Origin of the sequence: Acinetobacter sp. Ac_5812 (genome assembly GCF_013072695.1) — a bacterium.
GTDB lineage: Bacteria > Pseudomonadota > Gammaproteobacteria > Pseudomonadales > Moraxellaceae > Acinetobacter.
Map to the genome: position 1 here is coordinate 658,101 of NZ_LXUK01000022.1, position 23,537 is coordinate 681,637.

A 23,537-nucleotide genomic window follows, 5' to 3' on the forward strand; every position below is an offset into this window, starting at 1 on the left:
ATTTGCTCTATTGAGCAATTGAAACATGGACTTGCTCAGTCATGTTTTTACTCTCATAGGGTAAACCCACATAATTTTCTGCTAAGGTCGTCTTACCCGCTGTAGAGCCAAGGATATAACTGAGTTCGGCTTGTTTAATCTTATGTTCAAACTCAGTTTCTGTTTCAAAGCGATGCAATAAGTGGGTCATCCACCAAGAAAAACGCTCAGCCTTCCAAACTCGTTGTAAACATTTTTCTGAATATTCCTGAATACCCTGATCTGAACCTTCGACATAATACTCAATCAAAGCACTGGAGAGATAAGCAATATCTGAAGCGGCAAGATTCAGCCCTTTTGCGCCCGTTGGTGGAACAATATGTGCCGCATCACCGGCTAAAAACAGCTTGCCGAAGCGCATGGGTTCAGTCACAAAACTGCGTAGTGGCGCGATACTTTTTTCGATTGATGGTCCTGTTAGCAACTTTTCTCGGCTTTCAGCATCTAAACGCAATTTGAGCTCTTCCCAAAACCTCTCATCTGACCAATCTTCAACTCGATCATTGATCGGCACTTGCAAGTAGTAACGACTCCGCGTTGCTGAACGCATACTGCATAAAGCAAACCCACGTTCTGATTGGACATAAATCAATTCATCGGCAACGGGAGGCACATCGGCTAATACCCCTAACCAGCCAAATGGATATACTTTCTCATAAGTCTTGATTTTATCCTGAGGCACACTGGCTCGGCATATTCCATGATAGCCATCACAACCTGCAATAAAGTCTGATTCTATCTGGATGGTTTGACCATGATATTCAAATTGCACCTTAGGCTTTTGATAAAAATCGCTAATCTGTACATTTTGAGCTTCATAAAAGGATTTTAGGTGTGCAGCTTCTCGGGCAGCCATCAAATCTTTAGTCACTTCGGTTTGACCATACACGGTGACCTGCTTTCCGCCCGTTAGTGCAGATAAATCGACTCGATGCTTATGGCCATTGGTCAATATCTCAATGCCTGAATGCGGTAATCCTTTCTCTTTTAAATGCTGATCGACACCAGCCTGTTGGAGTAGATCAACTGATACTTGTTCTAAGATACCTGCGCGTATCCGTGAAGCGACATAATCAGCACTGCGCTGCTCCACGATAATATGCTCAATACCAGCTTGGTATAGGAGCTGCCCAAGTAACAATCCGGCTGGACCAGCACCAATAATTGCGACCTGTGTTGTTAAAATTTCCATGACATCTTCCTTGTGATCTGCTGTCTTTTAACTTACTGCTTTTAAGTTGTGTGCACGAGATAGCCAAGTTGAAAAGAACCGTTTATCATTTCATTTGTCCGAATATCGGACAAAACATCACAATAACAGGAATGGAAGCATGGTTAAGGTTGATGCTGTATTAGAGCACCCTAGTTCATATGAACAGATTCGTCAGGAAGACTACATTGCAGGTTTAGGAAAGGGCCTAGCTTTACTGGAGGCTTTTGGGGTTGATCGACAACGTTTAAATGTCACTCAAGTGGCTGAACGGACTGGAATCAGTCGGACAGCAGCACGGCGTTATCTTAAAACTTTGAAATATCTAGGCTATTTAGAGACAGATGAGCATTATTTCTGGCTCACCCATCGTGTATTACGTTTCTCAAGTTCTTATTTAAGTTCAGCCCATCTGCCTAAAATTGCCCAATCTTTCCTGAATCTTTTATCTGCACAAACCACATTAACCTTTTCATTGGTGGTTCTAGATGATAACGAGGTAGTCCCGATTGCACGTAGCTATCTGCCTCAGCAGGATAATCTTCGTGTCAGCCCTTATGGTATGCATTTGGGCAATCGCTTACCTGCACATGCAACCTCAACAGGCAAAGTATTATTAGCAGCGTTATCTGAACAAGCTCAACGGGACTGGGTGAAAAGGTTCGGTTTAAGACGTTTAACCCCTTTTACAATAACCGACGAAATCAAGTTTTTTGAGGTACTGAAAACAATATCAGAAGCAGATCACTGCCTATCCAAAGAAGAACACGAACTCGGTGTGATTGCGATTGCTGTACCTGTGATCAATGCCCAAGGAAAAGCGATTGCAGCGCTAAACTGCATGTCACAGACCAACCGAGTACAAGAAGATTATTTAGTCCAGCAGATTTTGCCGCTACTGCGCAACACCGCCAATGAACTACGCAATGTGATTTAAAAGGATTTGTCCCTAATGCTTTAGAGACAAATCAGAAGGAATTTCCAAGATAGCTTAGAATGGATAATGAGGCGCTTGTGCCTGAATCGTCATCCATTGCCATTGAGTAAACTCATCCGCATTCGCAGGTCCACCAATCCGTGTGCCATTGCCTGAAGCACCAAAGCCACCAAAGGGATTCACCGTTTCATCATTCACGGTTTAATCATTGATATGCAATAACCCAACATTCAGCTGTTGCCCAAGCTGCATGCCACGGCCAACATTGGCAGTAATAATCCCCGCCGAAAGCCCGTAATCTCCATCATTTGCAAGTTCAATGGCCTGTTCATCGCTGTTAAAAGGAATCAGCACGGCAACAGGACCGAAAATTTCCTCAGCAAAAATTGGATTGTCCTGTTTGACATCTGCTAAGACCGTTGGTTCAAAAAACACACCATTGGCCTGTCCACCAACTTCCAGTTTAGCCCCATGCGCTATTGCTTCATTGACCAACTGCTCAACCCGTTGTGATTGTTTGGCATTAATCAAAGGGCCAATCGTGACATCGCTATGCAAAGGATTGCCCACCACAAAATTTTTGACCTTTTCAATCACACGTTGTTTGACTTGCGGATAGATCTTTTCCTGAATCAGGATTTTTCCAGAAGTCATACAGATTTGACCTGAATGCAAAAAAGCACCCCACGCGATATTCTCTGCCGCAAGCTCAATATCGGCATCGTCCAGAATAATTAGCGAGTTTTTACCGCCTAACTCAAGCGATACTTTTTTCAGTGTTTTAGCCGCATTTGCACCCACAATCCGCCCTACATGCGTTGAACCGGTAAATTGAATACTGGCAATATTTTATCAAAGGTCAGTGCTTCGCCCACTTCAGCCCCACCAGGCAGTACGTGTAGCAGTCCTTGTGGTAAACCAGCCAATTCAAAAATACGGGCAATCGCGTAACCGCTACAGACCGCGGTACGTTCATCAGGTTTTAAGACCACCGCATTTCCAAGCGCCAAGGCTGGCGCAACCGCACGTAGCGCAAGATACAATGGAAAATTAAACGGTGAAATGACACCGACCACACCCAAAGGCACTCGCTTGGCCAAACTCAATTTACCTGCAGCTGTTGGCAGTAATGTGCCCTGATCGGTTGCGGGTAAAGCGATACAATGTTTCAGTACTTGAATAGCAATGTTCACTTCAAAACCAGCTTTCAACTGTAGCGAACCACTTTCTTTCACCAACCATTCAATAATTTCAGCCTGATGTTCAGTTAAAATCTGCACAGCACGCTCAAATACCGCCTGACGTTCTTGATAACTGAGCGCCCACCATTGCTTTTGTGCAATCTTGGCTTGCTGAGCCGCCTCGACCACATCGGATGCATCTGCATAACCAATCTGCCCTAAGGACTCTCCAGTCGCAACTTCAACCACTTGATAACCGTTTTTGGCGGATTGCCATGTACCACGAAATAATTTTTGATCCCAAATTTCTTTTGTTAAAATAGACATCATTAACCTCGTTGTATTTCCTTAAATAAAGTATTCACTTTTAGTCCGATTTATATCCAAAAATGTAGTGAAAAATGCTTTCCTGTATTTTTCTGACTTAAAAAGTAGAAAAATTTACACTCCATCATCAACTAATATTTAAAAACAAAATGTTGCTTTTTGATGTCTTGTTATCGCGGATGTTCTAAAGAAATTGATCAGCTCAAATGTTCTATTTATGCTGTTGTTGGCTTGATTTGGTGATCTGACTGAAAATCTTGATAGGTCTTACGTTCAGGTGAATTTTCCACTAAAGGCAGGACTTCTGTCATGCTATTTAAACAACGCTGCGCCAAGTGAATATATTCTTGCGTTCCTTTGATTTTCCATTCACGTTCTTGTTCTGTTAAATCTCGCACAACTTTTGCAGGGCTTCCCATTGCCAGTACATTAGCAGGAATTTGATCTTTGGTTTTGACCAAACTGTTTGCACCAATAATGGTATTTTCACCAATCTCTGCATAATCCAGAATCACACTATTCATGCCAATCAACACATTTTTACCAATACGGCATCCATGCAAAGTGGCAGCATGACCAATATGCCCCATTTCTTCAATCAGGGTGATACTTTGTGGAAAACCGTGAATGATACAATTGTCCTGTACATTGGCATTCTGCTTGATCTGGATACGACCAAAATCCGCACGTAATGAGGCAAATGGCCCAATATAAGCTCCAGCTTCAATGATCACATCACCAATTAAAACCGCAGTAGGATGAACAAATGCACTAGGGTGAACCACAGGAATCACCCCATCAATGCTATAACAAGGCATGACTCGACCTCTCATTACTCTGGGTTAAGCCACCAAAACGACGCCAAAAATGTGCAGTTGCATTCGGCATTGGCCCTTCTGATGTTGCAGCGACTGACAGGAAATAGTCATCTGCCGCTTCAAAAACTTTCTTATAAATATTCATGGATAAAGTACGGGCATTGATTGCAGGCCAGTCCGCAGATAACAGCTCTAGGGGTAATGCAGGGTCTTTGAGTAAAATCCGACGATAATAATGGATCAGTAAGGTCCGAATCTGAAAAGCTTGTATCGGTTCAATCGCTTCATCTTCTTGCATCAAGATCGTACCAATCTCTCTAAACATATCCAGAAACTGGAGATAGCGTTGACGCAGCTCATCAATCGGCCAATTGGTTTCTAACATACGGCTAATGGTGTCAGTTGAGTTATTAAACAGCTGTAAGGTCTCGGCCTTAAACACCACCACTTGTTCACTCATATTGAGATCAACCAACAACTTTTGCAATTGCAGACGATTCGAACCTGGATAAGCCATCAGATTGGTGGAAATATTGGCAAAGCCCAACCATTCCAGTTCTTTCTTTAAAAAAGCCTTATTGTCAGTGTCTAGACTCGACATCAAAATCAAATCCCAAGAATGATCCCATTCTTTCATTTGATCATTATAAATCCGCTGCTCAGCCTGTAAGTATTTTGAACGACTGGCATCGGTAATACGATAAAAACTAGTTCTGCCGATCTTGTCTGAACCAAGCCAATCACTTTTAACCAAGCGAAAAACTGAAGTTCGTACAGCACGATCATTAAAATCAAACAACTCCATTAACTGAATCAAGCTGGCAAGACTGATATTTCCACCTCGATGCAGCACTGAATCCCCAAAAATAGTGGAAATGAGCGAAGTTCCGCTTAAGGTTTCATTCTGAATAATCGAATCAATAATTTGCTGTAACTTTGCACTCATACTTTTATCTTGGCGTTTAGATTCAGGATATAGAGGATACTATACCCTGAATGGTCATAATGTTAAGCAATCTGACGCATATCAATGACGCGTTTTGCTTTCCCTTCAGAACGTGGCAAGGTCAGTTCGTTGACCACCTCCACAGTGACTGAGATCCCAATCATGGTTTTAATCCGCTGCATCAACTGCTGAGCCAACTGCTGCGCCTGCTTGTCACAGTTATGGCACATTTCGGTACGGATATGCAAAGTATCCATATGCCCTTTCTTTGCCACCAGAATTTCATAATTCGGTACCAGACTCGGCACTTGTAAAATCTGTTCTTCGATCTGTGTCGGGAATACATTGACACCGCGAATAATCAACATGTCGTCACTACGTCCTACAATTTTATCCATACGGCGCATGGCAAGGTTCTGTCCAGCCAATAAACGAGTTAAATCGCGGGTACGGTAGCGAATAATTGGTAAACCTTCTTTGGTGATGGTGGTAAAGACCAATTCACCGAGTTCGCCATCCTGACACACTTCACCTGTTTCTGGGTTAATAATTTCAGGATAGAAATGATCTTCCCAAATCGTCAGTCCTTCACCTTCGCCCAAACACTGCATCGCAACGCCTGGCCCCATAATCTCCGACAAACCATAAATATCCAAGGCTTTGATATTCAAACGCTCTTCGATCTCACGGCGTAACTCTTTTGACCATGGCTCAGCACCAAAAATACCAACCTTTAACGAAGTATTACGGGCACTGCCGAATTGCTGCTCCAGTTTTTCAATAATGCTGACGCAATACGATGGCGTGACCATAATTGCTGTCGGTTTAAAGTCCTGAATCAGTTGCACCTGTTTCTCTGTCTGACCACCTGACATCGGAATCACGGTTGCACCCAAACGTTCAGCACCATAATGGGCACCTAAACCACCAGTAAACAGACCATAACCATAAGCCACCTGAATCATATCTTTGGCACTTAGACCTGCCATACGCAGACAACGCGCCACGATGTCCGACCAAGTATGAATATCTTTTTGGGTATAACCGACTACAGTGGGTTTGCCTGTGGTGCCTGACGAGGCATGTAAACGTACAATCTGCTCCTGTGGTACTGCGAACATACCAAAGGGATAGTTCTCTCTTAAATCCTGTTTGGTGGTAAAAGGAAATTTAGCCAAATCATCCAAGTTGACGAAATCATCTGGATGCACACCTGCTGCATCAAACTTTTTCTTATACACTGGGCTATGCGCATAAACATAGCTCAAGGTGTCTTTTAATCGTTTGGTTTGCAACGCTCGTAACTCCGCAAGCGTCATTTTTTCTACATCTTCTGTGATGAGGCTATCCACTGCCGTCTCTCCTATGTCGTTATATTATTCGAACCGTTTCAATTGCTTTAAGCTAAATTTTCTAAGATTAGGGCGACACCTTGCCCGACACCGACACACATGGTGCATAGTGCATATTTTCCTTGGCGTCTTTTTAGTTCTCGGGTTGCCGTCATGACCAAACGCGTCCCACTCATACCCAGTGGATGACCCAACGCAATTGCACCACCATTCGGGTTGACTCGTGCATCATCATCCTTAAGACCTAACTCACGCATACAAGCCAGAGATTGAGCTGCAAAAGCTTCGTTTAGCTCAATCACATCCATTTGCTCTAAACTAAGACCTGTTTGTTTCAACAATTTTTGCACCGCAGGCACTGGGCCAATACCCATATATTTCGGTTCAACCCCAGCACTGGCAAGTCCCAACACACGTGCCAAAGGTGTTAAACCATGCGTATCGGCAAATTGACGATTGGTCAGTAACACACAAGCCGAGCCATCATTGACACCCGATGCATTACCCGCAGTCACTGAACCACCTTCTTTACGGAATGGCGCTTTTAATTTCGCCAAGCTTTCCAGACTGGTCTCTGCTCTAGGATGCTCATCTTGGCTAAAAATGGTGATGTTCTTTTTACGATCAACCAGTTCAACGGGCAAGATTTCATCCCTAAAAAAACCATTTTGTTGTGCCACAGCCACTTTTTGTTGACTACGAATCGCAAACGTATCTTGGTCTTGTCGGCTAATCTGGTATTTCTCAGCCACATTCTCAGCTGTTTCAGGCATGCTGTCAGTGCCATAGTCGGTTTTCATCTTTTTATTGATGAAACGCCAACCGATGGTGGTATCAAATATTTCAGGGCTACGACCAAACGCTTCTGTTGGCTTGGCCTGTACAAAAGGTGCCCGACTCATAGATTCGACACCGCCCGCCAATACAAATTGAGATTCACCCGATTTAATCGAACGTGCCGCCAAACCGACCGCATCCAGCCCAGAAGCGCAGAGACGGTTGACTGTCATTGCAGGAACTGACTCAGGTAAACCTGCTAACAACGTCGCCATACGCGCGACATTGCGGTTATCTTCGCCCGCCTGATTGGCACAGCCTAAAAACACTTCATCTAAATCCTGCCACGGTAAATGTTTATGCTTTTCTTTTAGATGTTTGATTGGCAATGCCGCAAGATCATCAGTACGCACCGAACTCAATGACCCTGCATAACGTCCAATCGGGGTACGAATAAAATCACAAATTAAAACGTCTTCCATGATCGCTCCTGCTTATGCACATTCTGTTAAATTTTTTGAATAGTCAGCAATCACACTTTGCTGCTTGGCCACGTATTGCTTAAGATAAAGACTTGCACGATATTTTTCTTCGCCGTAGATGGCATATAGATTAGTTAAAGTCTGCAACACATATTGCGCACCCAATTGCATCATCCATTGAAACGGCCCTTTAGGATAATTGACGCCATAGCGCATGGCATTATCAATATCTTCCATACTGGCAATCCCATGCAGACTGGCTTCACAGGCTTCATTGATCAATAAAACAATGGTACGTAAAGTTAACAGTGCGGGATGATCGCTGATCCAAAGAACCTTGATCTGTTGTTGAGCAAAAAACGCTTCGATTTTTGCCAGATCATCTGTTTGACATAACGTGTTATGACTCAATACTACAGCTTGCGCTTGCGCGAAATTATGGTGCCAATCCATCAACACCGTTTTTCGACTTAAATACTTTAAATTGGCTGATTCACCCTTGCTTAGACGTAGATCAATATCATCAATTTGAATGATATTTTCATTGCTTGCTAAAGCACAACTTAAGCCTAGACGTTCTAATAAATGCGGACATTCAGCCCATGTACCTTTGACCTGAACATCAGCGTGAAAGGATTGAGTAACAATGGTTTGAGGCTGAAAAGTCGCATACTGATTTTTTTCATCGTAGTGATAGAAACCTTGTTTTGACTTACGCCCCCATGCGCCTGCATCGACGAGCTCTTTTTGTACCAGACTCGGACGATAACGCGGCTCATAAAAGAACGCTTCATAGACACTTTGTGTCACAGAAAAATTCACATCCTGCCCAATCAAATCCGTCAACTCACACGGCCCCATCGCAAAACCACCACACTGCTTTAAGGCATAGTCCAATTGGTCATACGTTGTGACCTGTTCTTGTAAAGCACGAAATGCTTCTGCGTAAAATGGACGAGCAATACGGTTCACAATAAAACCAGGTGTCGACTTGGTCAGCACCGGGATTTTTTTCCAAGCCTGCATTAAGGCTTTTAAGGCCTGACATACATCATTTGGCGTTTTTAAGCCTTGTACAATCTCCACTAGTTTCATCACTGGTGCAGGATTAAAGAAATGCAGTCCAACTACACGCTCAGGATGTGGAATAGCAGATGCAATTGCTGTCACCGAAATAGATGAGGTATTACTGGCGAAAATAGTTTGTTCAGAACAAATCGTCGCCAACTGCTTAAACAAAGCCTGTTTCACTTCCAGCTTTTCAACTACCGCTTCTATGACTAAATCGACACCTGCCAATGCTTCGATTTGATCAGCAATGCTCAAACGTGAAAGTGCTTGTTGTGCCTGCTCAGAGGTCATCTTTCCTTTTTCAACCAGTTTGGCAAAGGTCTGACGTAACCCTTCAACAGCCTGTTTGGTCTTTTCACGATCGAGATCATAGAGAACGGTAGAATGACCGTGTATGACTGCCAACTGAGCAATACCGATTCCCATAGTGCCCGAGCCAATCACGGCGATTTTGGCATGAGACAAATCCAGATTATTCATGCTTAACGCCCCTGAAAGTTTGGCTCACGCTTATTCATAAAGGCTTGGACCCCTTCACGATAATCCTCTGAACGCCCAGCAATACGCTGAAAATCTCGTTCTAAATGCATCTGCTCATCAAAACTATGGTTACTGGATTGATGAATAGCCTTTTTAATCAGTGACAAACCAAAGGTTGGCTGCTTGGCTAAACGTTCTGCCAGTTCAGTAACCTTGCTTTTCAATTCACTATCTTCAGCTACATCCCAGATCATGCCCCATTCTTTGGCGGTTTCAGAGGGCAATTTATCACCGAGTAAGCTAAGCCCCATGGCACGCGCATGACCGACTGCACGTGGCAGGAACCAAGTTCCACCGGAGTCAGGTACCAGACCTAAACGACAAAATGCTTGTACAAAGTTGGCAGATTTTGCGGCAATCACCAAATCACATGCCAAGGCGATATTGGCACCTGCACCAGCGGCTACACCATTCACCGCACAAATCACGGGCTTCGGCATATGTACAATGCTTCTAATCAGCGGGTTATAGTAGGTTTCAATTGAATAACCCAAATCAGGTGCGGCAGCATTCGGATCTACCACACGGTCACCCAAGTCTTGCCCTGCGCAGAAACCACGGCCTTCGCCACTGATCACGATACAACGAACCTCTGGTTTTTTTGCCCACAGATTCAGAACCTCAGCCACCTCACGATGCATCTCCACATTGAAACTATTCAATGCTTGGGGACGATTAAAGGTTAAATAACCCACCGCATTTTTTTCTTCCACGATAATATTTTTATAGTCCATCACTCACCTCTAAACACTGGTTTTCTTTTTTCAAAAAATGCATTAATGCCTTCGTTTCGATCTTTTGTTGCTGCCAACCAAACAAAATTTTGCCGTTCGGATTTCAGTCCCTGACTTAAGGTGGTCTCATGAATACTTTTGATCGATTGCTTGATCACGCGAATTGCTAAGGGCGCTTGTTTGGCAATCTTGCTTGCCAGTTGAATGGCATATTCCACCGTGAGTACAGTCGGCAGCACTTCACTACAAATCCCATGTTGCTGCGCTTGTTTAGCCGAGATCATTTCACCTGTCATTGCCCAGCGCATGGTCAATTGTTGCCCGACTAAGCGTGCCAAACGTTGTGTGCCACCAGCACCTGGTAACATGCCCAAACCAATTTCAGGCAATGCAAATTTGGCATTTTCACCACACAATACGATATCTGTATGTAAAACCAGTTCAAATCCAGCACCCAAGGCATAACCATTTACTGCGGCAATGATGGGTTTAGTAAAACTGTCGATCTTCTGCCATAGCTTGGGACGGATATCGAGCTGTAAAGCTACGGCATCCATTTCAGCCAATTCGCTCAGGTCTGCACCCGCAGCAAAGCAATTGCTATTGCCCGTCAGTACAACCACTTTCACCTCAGGATTATGTTCTGCTTGTTCCAGCAGCTCACATAGACCCTGTAAAGTGGCATTATTCAAAGCATTACGTTTTTCTGGACGGTTTAAGCTGAGCAGCATGACCCCATCTATTGGCGTTTCAACCTGAATCAAGGTTTGCATGACTATCTCACCTCTACTCATCAAAGCTCAAACGGACATTTGAACTTTTAGGTAAGGTTTGGCAGCTCAATACATAGCCTTTTTCGACTTCATCATCTTCAAGACTGTAGTTCAAGAACATATCAACATCACCAGAGAGCACCTTACAACGACAGGTCGCACACACCCCGCCTTTGCATGCATAAGGTAAATCTGCACCGGCCCGTAATGCTGCATCTAAAATGCTTTCATCGTCCTGAGACACAGACACGATCAGTTCACGCCCATCTAGTACAATATTGACTTGTTCTTCCTTACGATTCGCATCGGCATCAACTGCTCGTTTACGGACATGACCCGTATTAAAACGTTCGGTATGAATCTTGTCTTTGCTTAAACCATAGGTCGGTAGCAGGCTTTCGACTGTGTCCATCATTTCATCTGGGCCACAGGCAAAAACATGATCAAAATTGATTTCTAGCACATCATGATCAAACAATTGCTTTAATTTTGTTTCATCAATTCGACCATTTAGCAATTCGCTGTCGTTGAACTCACGTGAAAAAATATTGATCAGCTGAAAGCGTTCTTTAAATTGATCTTTCAAATCCATGATTTGCTCAGCAAACATGGTTTGTTTCCACGAACGATTGCCATAAAGCAAAGTAAAGTTTGATGTCGCTTGCTCAAACAAAACTTGCTTAATAATCGACAGAATCGGGGTAATACCACTGCCAGCAGCTACACCGAGAAATGATTGGCCACCAGACCGAGCTGCTTTTTGGAAAAAAACACCTTGTGGAGGCATGACATCAAGGACATCACCGACTTTTAGATAGTCATTGGCCCAGTTGGAAAATTGCCCCTGATCCATTTTTTTAACTGCGATACTGATATCTTCTTTCGGCGCATAGCTACAAATTGAATAGCAACGACGAATCTCGCCTGCCTCAGTTAAATGACGAATCGTTAAATGTTGACCTGGCTGAAATTTAAATTGTTCTTGTTGCTCAGGCACAAGATCAAACGCAATACAAATGGCCTGATCGGTCTGAGGCGTAATACTTTTTACTTTTAAGGGAATAAATTGGCTCATGGCTGATTTCCTTATCTAAAACTTTAAATACATTTAAAATAATCAAAGGGCTCAAGACAGTCCTGACATTTGTACAAGGCCTTACACGCGGTCGAACTAAACTCCGTGAGCAGCTTGGTATTTCGACTTTTACACCGTGGACACACCACACCATCTTTTAAATGAACGTGTGTTCCACACTGATGGGCTAAACCCTCTGGTGGCGCGATACCATAGTCTTGCAGCTTCTGCTTACCTGCGTCCGACATCCAGTCCGTGGTCCACGCTTCTGATAAATCAATCATGACTTTTGCAGGGGTCAAGTCTTCTGCCGCCAAGGCTTCGACAATCTGTGCTTTTAATAAGTCAGTGGCTGGGCAACCACTATAGGTCGGGGTCAATCGAACAATAATTTCTTGCTGATCATTCAGTTCCACCCCACGAATCATGCCCAAATCCACGACAGATAACGCAGGAATCTCAGGATCACTGACCGTTTGAAGAACATCCCAACACTGATCGATACAATGACGAATCATTTGCATGGCTCAACTCCTTGTGTTACCAAGTCATTTCAGGATAAGTGCGTTGAATGGCCTGCATTTCAGCCAACAAATATCCTAAATGCTCCGTATGTAGACCCTGTTTGGCGCCACGACGATAAGCACCATTTACAGGAACTGTCAGCTCAAATCGTTTTAACTCTTCAGCAATTGTCTTGTCCCATTGCGACTTTTCATTGGACAAATCACTAATTAAACCCTGCTCAACCAGTACATATTCTTCAGCCGTCAATTCAAACAGTTCAGCACTAAAACGCCACAAATTGTCTAATGCCTGTTGTACACGTTGATGTGCTTCTGCTGTGCTGAGGCTTAAACGCTCCATCCAGCTGGTCGAAAAACGAATGTGATATTTCACTTCCTTCAATGATTTGATTGCCAGCGCTGCAATCTCAGCTACTGCGCTTTTGCTTAAAGACGTCATTAATAACAAGTGATAATGATCCATTAACCATTGGCGTACGATGGTCTGTGCAAAATCACCATTCGGCTGTTCACATAGCAATAAATTGAAAAACTCACGTTCGTTGCGGAAATAGGCCAGTTGATCTTCATCACGTTTTTCAGCTTCGTATTCGCCAGCCAAAGTCAGGAAATTTCGGGATTGTCCCAGTAAATCCAGACCGATATTGGCCAAAGCAATATCAATTTCCAGCTCTGGCGCATGACCACACCATTCAGCCAAACGTTGCGCCAATACCAGTTGGCTATCACCGACATGTAATAAGAACTTAGATAAAGCAATATTGTTCATTTGCATACTCCCTTACATGTGCTCAATGCCATCAGGAATATGATAGAAAGTCGGATGACGATAGACTTTGTCCAGTGCAGGTTCAAAAAACTCTGCTTTTTCATCTGGCTGTGAGGATTTAATCAGTTCTGAACGAACCACCCAGATGCTGATGCCTTCATTGCGGCGGGTATAGACATCACGCGCATGTTGCAGTGCAATTTCATCATCAGATGCTCTTAAACTACCGACATGACGATGGCTTAGACCTTGTTTGCTACGAATAAATACTTCGTAAAGCGACCAGTTATTTTTATCTTCCATTTTGATGTCCTCAATTTTGTCCATAAATTTTGCTTAAGCGACTTGCGTTACGGCTTACTGCTTTTTTGCGTAGATAACAGCTGCATCTCGAACCCATTTACCGTTTTCCCAAGCTTTGCGTCGTGCTTCTATACGTTCGTGGTTACATGGACCTCGACCCGCAATAACTTCATTGAATTCGTGCCAATCAATCTCGCCATAGCTGTAATGACCTGTTTCTTCATTCCACTGCAAATCAGCATCTGGAACTTCTAAACCAAGCTGCAAAATTTGAGGAACCGTGTTATCGACAAACTTTTGACGTAAATCATCGTTACTGAATCGTTTAACTTTCCAAGCCAGACTTTGCGCACTGTTTGGAGAATGCTCATCGCTTGGCCCAAACATCATCAGTGCCGGCCACCAAAAGCGATTTACAGCATCTTGTGCCATTTGTTTTTGTTCAGGTGTTCCAGCGGCTAGCACCATCATGGCTTCAAAACCTTGACGCTGATGAAAGCTTTCTTCTTTACAGATGCGTACCATAGCACGTGCATATGGGCCATAAGAGGTACGGCACAACGCCACCTGATTCACAATCGCAGCACCATCCACCAACCAACCAATTGCCGCTACATCGGCCCAAGTCACAGTCGGATAATTGAAGATGGAGGAATATTTCATTTTTCCATCAATCAGTTTTTCCATCATGTCATCACGGTCTGCACCTAATGTTTCTGCAGCACTGTAAAGATAAAGACCATGCCCTGCCTCATCCTGAACTTTTGCCAATAACACGGCTTTACGTTTCAAGGTCGGTGCACGGGTAATCCAGTTACCTTCTGGGAGCATACCGACAATTTCTGAATGACCATGTTGCCCAATCTGACGAATCAAAGTTTTGCGATACGCCTCAGGCATTTCATCTTTGGCTTCAATGGTGATGTCATTGGCTATATTGTGCTCAAATTTCTGATACTTATTTTCCATTTGTAGATTCTCTTGAGAATTCCATCCATGAATCTATTTTTCGATACATAAAAAACAAAGTCAATTAATATTTTTGTATCAAATTAAAAACAATCAAAAAATCACAAATATGTTATTGTTTTATTTACAATTATTAAAAATAATTAAAATTCAACTCACCAACAAAAATAAAATAATGTTGACTTTTAGCTGAATCAAGATGAAATTATGAATCATATTTTAAGTATTTTTATAATTGATGTATCACATAAAAATGGAGTTTGATTATGCTTGAACAAGCACAACGTGAAGAAATAGCACCGGACACCGAATACCAAAACTCAACTCAACAGCTGCCACAACTGGCTTCTTATGTTTATGGAACATGGCATTCAAGCCATGAAGAAAGACGTACTGTTGTACATGCCATTACTGGCGAACCGATCTATAGCGTCAGCAGTCATGGCATCGACATGCATCAAGCCGTGCAATATGCCAAACAGCATGGTACTGAGCTGGCAAACTGGACCTTTCATCAACGTGCCAATGCCTTAAAACAAATTGCCCAACAGCTACTCGAGCAAAAGGAACAGTTCTATACGCTTGCCTACGCCACTGGTGCGACACGTAAAGATGCTTGGATTGATATCGAGGGTGGTATCCAAACCTTATTTGCCTATTCAAGTCTGGTACGCCGCGAACTCAATGACGAAAAAATTATTACTGAGGATAGCTGGATTCAGCTCTCTAAAAACGGCACTTTTGGTGCCAAGCATATTCTGAGTCCTAAAGCAGGTGTCGCAATACATATCAATGCCTTTAACTTCCCGATTTGGGGCATGCTAGAAAAAATTGCACCAACGCTATTGGCGGGTGTGCCTTGTATCGTCAAACCCGCCACTGATGGTGCTCAACTCACCCAAGCAGTTGTTAAAGCGATTGAAGATACGCAAATTCTACCGAAAGGATCACTACAACTGATTTGTGGACAAATTGATGATCTTTTTGATCACTTAGGCCCACAGGACTGTGTCACCTTTACGGGTTCAGCCTATACTGGCCAAAAACTCCGCAACCACTCCCATCTGAACAAATATTCAATTCCATTTAGTATGGAAGCTGATTCGGTAAACAGTGCGATTCTCAGTCCATCGGCAAATGAGGCGACTATAGATTTATTTGTACGCGAAGTATTTCGTGAAATGACCACCAAAGCAGGACAAAAATGTACCGCGATTCGTCGTGCCTTTGTACCTCAAGCACTTCTTGAACAAGTGCAGCAAAAACTCAGTGCTAAACTAGCAAAAGTCGTCGTAGGTGATCCACAAAAACAAGACACCACCATGGGCGCGCTAGCCAGTCCTAAACAAAAACTTGATGTAGCTGCGAAAGTTGCTGAACTGGCGAAAGAAGCCAAAATTGTATTTGGTGACGAGACAACTTTCAAAATCAATGCTGACCATCCTGAGAAAGGTGCATTCTTCCCACCGACCTTGTTACTGTGTGAGCAACCACTACAGACAAGCTTGGTACATACCACTGAAGCTTTTGGCCCCGTATGTACCTTGATGCCTTATCAATCAATTGACGAACTTGCCGATCTTGTGGCGCGTGGTGAAGGTAGTCTGGTCGCCTCTGTGGTAAAGAATAGTGATGAGAATGTCGAATTGATCATTCAAAAAATTGCGCCATGGCATGGTCGTGTACACATTCTGGATGAAGAATCTGCCAAAGAAAGTACAGGACATGGCTCTCCACTCCCACACCTTGTTCACGGCGGTCCTGGTCGTGCTGGTGGCGGTGAAGAACTCGGGGGCATTCGCGCAGTCAAACACTATATGCAACGGACGGCGATTCAAGGTTCACCGAACAGCCTTACTCAAGTGACGCATTCATGGACCGCGGGTTCAAACATCAAGCAAGACCGCGTCCATCCTTTTAAAAAGGATTTTGATGAACTGGTCATTGGTGAGCGTTTATTGACTGCACGTCGTACCGTGACTGAAGCCGATATTGTTAATTTTGCCTGCCTCAGTGGTGACTATTTCTATGCGCATACCGATAAAATCGCGGCAGCAGACTCTTTCTTCGGTGAGCGTGTGGCACATGGCTATTTCATTGTTTCTGCCGCAGCAGGTTTATTTGTCGATGCCGCTCAAGGCCCTGTGATTGCCAACTATGGTATGGATAATTTACGTTTTGTTGAGCCTGTCAAAATCGGTGATTCTATTCGGGTTGAACTGACCTGCAAACAGAAAACCCCTAAACCACAAAAAGATCTATCTCAACCTGAACACGGTGTTGTGGTTTGGGATATCAAGGTTAAAAATCAGCGAGATGAATTGGTTGCAACCTATGATATTTTAACTTTGGTTGCCCGCGCAGCTTAATACATGAGCGTTGATGGATATGACATCGTATCCATCAACAAATCAACACTTAGTCTCTATCAATCAGGAAAGCCAATGAGCGCATATATCATTTTGATTCGTAAAGAACTCAAAAATAAAGATCAGATGAAAACCTATACATCCTTAGCACGCAAAGCGAGCCAAGGCTTTGATGCTGAACCGATTGTGTTTTATGGTCAGTCTATTGCATTAGAAAATATAGAAAGCGACGGCGTTGCCATCATTAAATTTAGCAGTATGCAGGAAGCTCAAAATTGGTATCACAGTGATGCCTATCAAGAAGCAAAAAAACACCGAGATTTGGCAGGCGAATATATGGTGATTCTAACTGAGGGATTAGACTAAATATCTTAATTAAGACTTAACCACATATTTTATTAAATTATAAAATTTAAGAATCACTTTAAAAATTATTTTAACAATAATATAAATAGTCACACCTATACATTTTTAAAATAAAAATCTCCCACAGGCAATGCAATGTTTATTTACATTTTATAAAACATGAGAATTCAACAAAATAAATCAAATAATAACAACACAATAAATAAAAATAACCTCAAATATAGATTTCTTATTTTCTGTAAAAATCATTCTATTTTTTCAATAAAATTAAAAATTAAGCTTTATTTAAGAATAGCTATTGAATCGGATCCATAAAATAAAATAGACTAAAAATGACACTAAATTATAAAAATAATATTTATTTAGTATCATTTAATCCACAGTCATCATAGGAAGATGCAGAATGAATGATAACCACCCAGAAAGTATGCTCAGGAATGAGCAAAAGGCAGAGCTATCGCCTGAACAAGTGATTCATATACATCCAGAACCACATTTAGAACGCGAACATTATGGCTACCAATGGTATGTCGTCGTGATTTGCATGTTGGCCTATATTCTTTCGTTTGTAGATCGTCAAATTTTATCCTTGATGATCGAACCGATTAAACATGACCTGATGCTGTCTGACACCCAATTTAGTCTATTGCAAGGTTTGGCTTTTTCTTTGTTCTATGCCTTTATGGGCATCCCGATTGCCGCACTCGCTGATAAGAAATCACGGATTAAGATTATTTCGATTGGTATTGCATTCTGGAGCTTAGCAACAGCCGCATGTGGCTTAAGCAAAAACTTTGCTCAGATGTTTCTCGCACGATTAAGTGTAGGTGCTGGTGAAGCTGCATTATCCCCCGCTTTTTACTCCATCGTGACCGATTTATTCCCCAAAGAGAAACTAGGTCGTGCGTTAGGGCTATATGCGATTGGTGCATTTATTGGCTCTGGTTTGGCTTTTTTAATTGGCGGTTATGTGATTAGTCTTTTAAAAAATGTTGATTCAGTCGTCCTGCCAGTCATTGGACAATTAAAAACATGGCAACTCACTTTCTTTATCGTCGGGCTTCCAGGTGTTTTACTCGCTTTAGTTATGATTTTAACGGTAAAGGAACCAACACGAAAAGGCTTGAAAGTTGATCAAAACGGGCAGCTAATCCAAGCATCATTTAAAAACTCAATTGCTTTTATTCGCACACACAGAAAGACCTTTTTTTGCCACTTTATTGGTTTCTCGTTCTATACCATGATGCTGTACTCGCTACTTGGATGGGCGCCAGCATTTTACATGCGACACTTTGGTCTAGACGCCAGCCAAACAGGCTACGTCCTCGGCAGTATTATTTTGGTTGCAAATACGGCTGGAGCTCTATTTTGCGGATGGCTCATCGATCATTTCTCTAAAAAGGGGTATAGCGATGCAGCGATTCGAGCAGGAATGATCGGCTGTGCAGCACTTATTGTCCCAAGTGTGCTGTTTACCCAAGTCGATAATATGTACTTATCCTTTGCCTTAATTTTTGTGGCTATGTTTTTCTCAACCTTTCCGATTCCTGCGTCGGCTGCTGCAACTCAAATGCTTACCCCGAACCAATTACGTGCTCAGGTCTCAGCAAAATTTCTACTGGTTTCAAATTTGATTGCTTTAGGTGTAGGTACAACCGCTGTTGCGCTATTAACAGATAAATATTTTCAAAATACATTGATGGTGGGTAACTCCATCTCAATTGTAAATGCAGTTGCAGGCTTACTCGGTGTATTTCTGCTCTACAAAGGCTGCAAATATTATCGTGAAAGCATCAAACACGAACAACTCGGCTAAAAGTTGTTACCTCCCTTCCTTCAAGCTATATGAAGGAAGGTGCTCAATCTGAATTTTAAAATAATAGCGCCGAGGGATGGCGTACTAAAATTGGATATGGATGATGAATCACGTACATAAATTTAACCCGCTATACTTAAGAGCAGCAATTTTATTCGTCATGCTTGGATTCTCCAGCCCGATAGTTGTTGCTGCTGAAAACGGCAAATCTACTCAGGAAGAGTGGAAATTGACCCTGAAAAATGCCTATATCAACCGCGACTATGACAACCCAAACCTCAAAGATACAGGTAGCTGGTCACAAGCAGCGTCTTTATTCTACAAATCAAATATGCAGGATACACCCCTACAAATCGCAGATAAGCCCGTCACAATTGGTGCAGATGCTTCTGTTCAATATGCAGTACGTTTAAGTAAAGACAAGCATGTAGCCGACACCGTCTTACCATTTGACACACAAACCCAATCACAAGCGCCTGACTTTTTAAAATATGGAGCAACGCTTAAACTCGGTTATGACAAAACCTTGTTCAGTATTGGTGAATTATGGCTTGATCTGCCAGTCACCGCAGTTGATAACAGCCGCCAGTTACTCGCTTCCTATTGGGGAGCCAACTTTAAGTCACAACTCTCTGATCAACTCTATGCCGAAATTGGGCGAGTCACCAAAGTATCTCCTCGCAATGAAGAGGATTTTCGCAAGTTTTCCTTTACTGCCAATGGCAAAACTGAATATTCCGATGGTTTAAATTATGTAGATTTACGCTATCAGTTCATCCCATCCCTTAAAGCAGAATATTACTTTGCTAATTTAGAGGACTTGTATAACAAGCACTATCTAGGCTTAGACAATACATGGAAGCAGCCAAATTTCAGCCTTAACTCCAAGTTCAAGTATTTCAATGCCAAAAATGATGGCAATAACTTTGATATTGATGCCCAAAATATTGGAATTCTGGAAATGCTCAAAGTTAAAAATCAGTCTTTTGGTTTAGGTTATCAGCAGATTATGGGTGAGTCCGCTTATCCGCTGCCTGACGGTTTTCTGCCTGAAACCTATTTTATTAACTGGAATGCCACAGGCTTCTTTAAAAAGAATGAAAAGTCTTATCACCTGATGTATGGCTATGATTTTAAGGACTACGTGCCTGGGCTAAATGCGATGGTGAAATATGTCTATGGTCATGATTTTAAAGCAACCAATGGTGAGAAAAATCATGAGACTGAATCCAATCTCATTCTTAACTATGCCTTTCAACAGCCCTATCTCAAAGGCTTTGCACTGCAATACATTCGCATTGACTATGATGTGAAACACGGTAATGACTTTGGTGAGGACCGTTTATTCGTGAATTATAGTAAACGCTTCTAAGTTGAAACCATGATCACTGGCAGCCATTCCGATATGACCCAGTGATCATACAACGATTCAATAACATCAGTGCTCTGTCATTTTGGTCAATTTTAAAAAAAACAATTTCGCCCATATTTTTTTTAATATTTAAAAAACAATATGATAAAAAACAATAAACGGCTATTTCACCCTTTATCTTTCTCCAATCGGCATGTCAAACAAGACATAGTTTTTTGAGCAGGAGCATGTCAGCATAAATTTACAACCATCCTCTAGGATAAAATCATGTCGAATATGATGAATAAGGCTCAAGGTCTTGGGCTATCTTTGATCACCAAACTCGCAGGAAGCGAAATGCTTGATCAACTCAAATTAAGAAAATTTGTAGAGAAATCATTATATCAAGGTTCAAAAACAGGCTTTAAAGTACTCAATAAAACACAAAAAGCATTTAAGCCACAACCAATCGATAAACAGCGTCTTCCAAATCAGAGCAACAAAAATTTGTTTGATCTCAGTCTGACTGAAGAACAGCAAATGACGGTTGATGCTATGTCACAATTTGCTGAAGAAGTGCTCTACACATTGGCACATGATGCAGATCATCATGCACAATTCCCAGAAGAACTGTGGCAACATTTGGTTGATTTGGGGCTCAACTATTATGCTTTGCCAGAGGCATTGGGTGGTGTGGCAGCAGAACAGAATATTGTGAGTAATATTCTGATTGCAGAAAGCTTGGCGAAGGGTGATTTCAGTCTGACTGCAGGTTTGCTGAGTACCTTTAGTGTCATCAATGCAATAACCCGTTGGGGTTCAACCCAAGTTCAATCCATGTACTTACTGGTATTTGCAGAAGATACTGATGTTACAGCAACGTTTGCCTTTCAGGAGGCAACCCCTGCTTTTAACCCATACCAGTTAAAAACCACGGCATCTGAAGCCAATGGGCAGTTCTATATCACGGGTGAAAAAAGCTTAGTACTTTTAGGTGATATTGCTGATGTGTTCTTGGTCAGTGCAGATTTCAACGGCCAGCCTGATATTTTTGTGGTGCAATCCAATGAAACGATTGCCATCAAAGCCAACCCTGCAATGGGCCTAAAGGCCACTGAAACCGCAACCCTTCAATTTAATCAAACGCCAGCCTTACGTTTAGGAGATGCTGATTTTGATTACACTGCCTTTGTCGATCTAGGTAACTTGATGTGGTGTGCGATGGCTGTTGGAACCTGTGAAGCAATCAAAGCCTACTGTATCAAATATGCCAATGAACGTACTGCCTTCGGAGAACCCATTTCTCACCGTCAAAGTGTTGCATTCATGATTGCAGATATGGCGATTGAAATTGATGCGATGCGTATGTTGGTTCTTAACGCAGCAAGTTTGGCAGAAGCTGGCAAACCATTCCATCGGGAGGCCTATCTTGCTCGCCTGCTTTGCGCTGAGAAATCAATGAAAATGGGGACAGATGGCGTTCAGATTCTTGGCGGTCATGGCTTTACCAAAGAACATCCTGTTGAGCGCTGGTATCGTGATCTTCGTGCGACTGCAATCTTGCATTCTGGCTTACATGCTTAATTTTGGAGAACTATAATGAATTTACAAAATCCGAAAAAATTCAAAATGCTGGTTGATCAGGCACACGAAACTGCACTCAATGTACTCCGTCCGATTTCACGTAAATACGATAAAGCTGAACATGCCTATCCCAAAGAGCTGGATATGCTTGCGGCTTTACTGGATGGCATGAATGAAAGTGGCGAAGGTGTTGGTGCTGCTAATGCCAGTAAACGTGGAACAGCTAATCTGGACGCTGTTGTAAACGGCGGCAATATGTCTGCGGCACTCGGCATCATTGAAATGTGTTATGGCGATACGGGTCTATTATTGAGTATGCCCCGCCAAGGTCTGGGTAACTCTGCGATTGCAGCAGTCGCCAATGATGAACAGCTGGAACGCTTCAAAGGCACTTGGGCAGCCATGGCAATTACCGAGCCGGGTTGTGGTTCAGATTCAGCTGCGATTCGCACCACAGCAACCAAAGATGGCGATGATTATATCCTGAATGGCGAAAAAATCTTTGTCACTTCGGGTGACCGTGCTGATTCGGTTGTGGTCTGGGCAACCTTGGATAAAAAATTAGGTCGTGCTGCGATCAAGTCTTTTGTGGTACCAAAAGGCACAGCAGGCATGAAAGTTGAACGTCTTGAACACAAACTGGGCATTAAAGCTTCTGACACGGCAGTGATTAGCTTTATTGACTGCCGTGTACCTGCTGCCAATTTGCTAGGTAATCCTGAAATTGATGTGGCTAAAGGCTTCGCAGGTGTAATGGAAACCTTTGACAATACCCGTCCACTGGTTGCAGCAATGGCCGTTGGTTGTGCCAAAGCATCCTTAGAACGCATCAAAGAGATTTTCAAAGATCAGCTTGATCCAGACTACACCACTCCCTACCTACAGACCTCAAATCTAGCAGCGCAAATCTATCGTATGGAAGCTGAGTGGGAAGCTGCACGTCTATTAATGATTAAAGCAACCTGGATGGCAGACAATAAAAAGCCAAATTCGAAAGAAGCGTCGATTGCTAAAGCCAAAGCGGGTCGTGTGGGTAATGAAATCACGCTCAAATGTGTGGAGTTAGCAGCCAGTGTTGGCTATGCTGAAGATGAATTATTGGAAAAATGGGCGCGTGACTCAAAAATTCTGGATATTTTTGAAGGTACGCAACAGATTCAGCAATTGATCATTGCCCGCCGTGAATTGGGTAAATCATCAAGTGAACTAAAATAATTTTGA

General features: G+C 42.7%; 20 protein-coding genes and 1 pseudogene. 7 read left to right on the top strand and 14 right to left on the bottom strand.

The genetic code is table 11. From position 1 onward, the window contains the following. Positions 1-7 precede the first annotated feature (7 nt). Positions 8-1,231: a 4-hydroxybenzoate 3-monooxygenase gene (pobA, locus tag A7P55_RS16570; protein ID WP_171552956.1), complete on the bottom strand. Its 1,224-nt coding sequence runs from the start codon at positions 1,229-1,231 to the stop codon at positions 8-10. Between the two features lie 139 nt (positions 1,232-1,370). On the opposite strand from pobA, the gene pobR reads away from it, so the two are divergent. Continuing rightward, the gene (gene pobR, locus A7P55_RS16575; protein WP_171552957.1) at positions 1,371-2,186 is read left to right on the top strand and encodes an IclR family transcriptional regulator PobR; all 816 of its coding nucleotides are present in this window, start codon (positions 1,371-1,373) and stop codon (positions 2,184-2,186) included. 54 nt (positions 2,187-2,240) lie between these two features. On the opposite strand, the pseudogene A7P55_RS16580 reads toward pobR, so the two are convergent. The 13 genes and pseudogenes from A7P55_RS16580 to paaA form a co-directional block, all read right to left on the bottom strand. Beyond that, positions 2,241-3,694: pseudogene (locus A7P55_RS16580) on the bottom strand (benzaldehyde dehydrogenase). 215 nt (positions 3,695-3,909) lie between these two features. After that, complete coding sequence (locus A7P55_RS16585; protein WP_171552958.1) at positions 3,910-4,512, bottom strand: gamma carbonic anhydrase family protein; 603 nt, start codon at positions 4,510-4,512, stop codon at positions 3,910-3,912. Next, positions 4,499-5,458 (bottom strand): phenylacetic acid degradation operon negative regulatory protein PaaX, encoded by a 960-nt coding sequence (paaX, locus tag A7P55_RS16590; RefSeq protein WP_171552959.1) that lies wholly within the window; start codon positions 5,456-5,458, stop codon positions 4,499-4,501. Before paaX ends, A7P55_RS16585 begins: the two co-directional genes overlap by 14 nt. Before the next feature lie 62 nt (positions 5,459-5,520). Continuing rightward, complete coding sequence (gene paaK, locus A7P55_RS16595; RefSeq protein ID WP_171552960.1) at positions 5,521-6,810, bottom strand: phenylacetate--CoA ligase PaaK; 1,290 nt, start codon at positions 6,808-6,810, stop codon at positions 5,521-5,523. A 47-nt stretch (positions 6,811-6,857) separates the two neighbouring features. Continuing rightward, positions 6,858-8,069 carry a 3-oxoadipyl-CoA thiolase gene (pcaF, locus tag A7P55_RS16600; RefSeq protein ID WP_171552961.1) on the bottom strand — a complete coding sequence of 404 codons (1,212 nt, stop codon included), beginning with the start codon at positions 8,067-8,069 and terminating at the stop codon, positions 6,858-6,860. A gap of 12 nt (positions 8,070-8,081) precedes the next feature. After that, complete coding sequence (locus A7P55_RS16605; RefSeq protein ID WP_171552962.1) at positions 8,082-9,620, bottom strand: 3-hydroxyacyl-CoA dehydrogenase; 1,539 nt, start codon at positions 9,618-9,620, stop codon at positions 8,082-8,084. A 2-nt stretch (positions 9,621-9,622) separates the two neighbouring features. Next, a complete protein-coding gene (paaG, locus tag A7P55_RS16610; protein ID WP_171552963.1) occupies positions 9,623-10,414 on the bottom strand; it encodes a 2-(1,2-epoxy-1,2-dihydrophenyl)acetyl-CoA isomerase PaaG in 792 nt (263 codons plus the stop codon). Continuing rightward, positions 10,414-11,187, bottom strand: coding sequence for an enoyl-CoA hydratase-related protein (locus tag A7P55_RS16615; protein ID WP_171552964.1), 774 nt, complete (start codon positions 11,185-11,187; stop codon positions 10,414-10,416). The genes paaG and A7P55_RS16615 overlap by 1 nt, the downstream gene beginning before the upstream one ends. Before the next feature lie 13 nt (positions 11,188-11,200). Next, positions 11,201-12,262 (bottom strand): 2Fe-2S iron-sulfur cluster-binding protein, encoded by a 1,062-nt coding sequence (locus A7P55_RS16620; RefSeq protein WP_171552965.1) that lies wholly within the window; start codon positions 12,260-12,262, stop codon positions 11,201-11,203. Positions 12,263-12,285: 23 nt separating this feature from the next. Beyond that, entirely contained in the window at positions 12,286-12,786 is a 501-nt protein-coding gene (paaD, locus tag A7P55_RS16625) for a 1,2-phenylacetyl-CoA epoxidase subunit PaaD (protein ID WP_171552966.1), read from the bottom strand. A 16-nt stretch (positions 12,787-12,802) separates the two neighbouring features. Continuing rightward, positions 12,803-13,558, bottom strand: a complete 756-nt coding sequence (paaC, locus tag A7P55_RS16630) for a 1,2-phenylacetyl-CoA epoxidase subunit PaaC (RefSeq protein WP_171552967.1) — start codon at positions 13,556-13,558, stop codon at positions 12,803-12,805. Positions 13,559-13,570: 12 nt separating this feature from the next. Further along, positions 13,571-13,861 (bottom strand): 1,2-phenylacetyl-CoA epoxidase subunit PaaB, encoded by a 291-nt coding sequence (gene paaB / locus A7P55_RS16635; protein WP_005188892.1) that lies wholly within the window; start codon positions 13,859-13,861, stop codon positions 13,571-13,573. A gap of 54 nt (positions 13,862-13,915) precedes the next feature. Beyond that, on the bottom strand, positions 13,916-14,830 hold the full coding sequence (gene paaA / locus A7P55_RS16640; protein WP_171552968.1) for a 1,2-phenylacetyl-CoA epoxidase subunit PaaA: 915 nt from the start codon (positions 14,828-14,830) through the stop codon (positions 13,916-13,918). 266 nt (positions 14,831-15,096) lie between these two features. Here paaA and paaZ point away from each other — a divergent pair, with 266 nt between their 5' ends. The 6 genes from paaZ (at position 15,097) to A7P55_RS16670 (ending at position 23,531) form a co-directional block, all read left to right on the top strand. Then, the gene (paaZ, locus tag A7P55_RS16645) at positions 15,097-17,199 is read left to right on the top strand and encodes a phenylacetic acid degradation bifunctional protein PaaZ (RefSeq protein ID WP_171552969.1); all 2,103 of its coding nucleotides are present in this window, start codon (positions 15,097-15,099) and stop codon (positions 17,197-17,199) included. 75 nt (positions 17,200-17,274) lie between these two features. Further along, positions 17,275-17,565, top strand: a complete 291-nt coding sequence (locus tag A7P55_RS16650) for a DUF1330 domain-containing protein (protein ID WP_005188899.1) — start codon at positions 17,275-17,277, stop codon at positions 17,563-17,565. A 403-nt stretch (positions 17,566-17,968) separates the two neighbouring features. Further along, entirely contained in the window at positions 17,969-19,381 is a 1,413-nt protein-coding gene (locus tag A7P55_RS16655) for an MFS transporter (RefSeq protein WP_171552970.1), read from the top strand. 160 nt (positions 19,382-19,541) lie between these two features. Further along, on the top strand, positions 19,542-20,753 hold the full coding sequence (locus tag A7P55_RS16660) for an OprD family outer membrane porin (protein WP_252727892.1): 1,212 nt from the start codon (positions 19,542-19,544) through the stop codon (positions 20,751-20,753). 276 nt (positions 20,754-21,029) lie between these two features. Beyond that, positions 21,030-22,316 (top strand): acyl-CoA dehydrogenase family protein, encoded by a 1,287-nt coding sequence (locus A7P55_RS16665; protein ID WP_171553278.1) that lies wholly within the window; start codon positions 21,030-21,032, stop codon positions 22,314-22,316. Positions 22,317-22,331: 15 nt separating this feature from the next. Next, complete coding sequence (locus A7P55_RS16670; protein WP_016540256.1) at positions 22,332-23,531, top strand: acyl-CoA dehydrogenase family protein; 1,200 nt, start codon at positions 22,332-22,334, stop codon at positions 23,529-23,531. Positions 23,532-23,537: the final 6 nt, after the last annotated feature.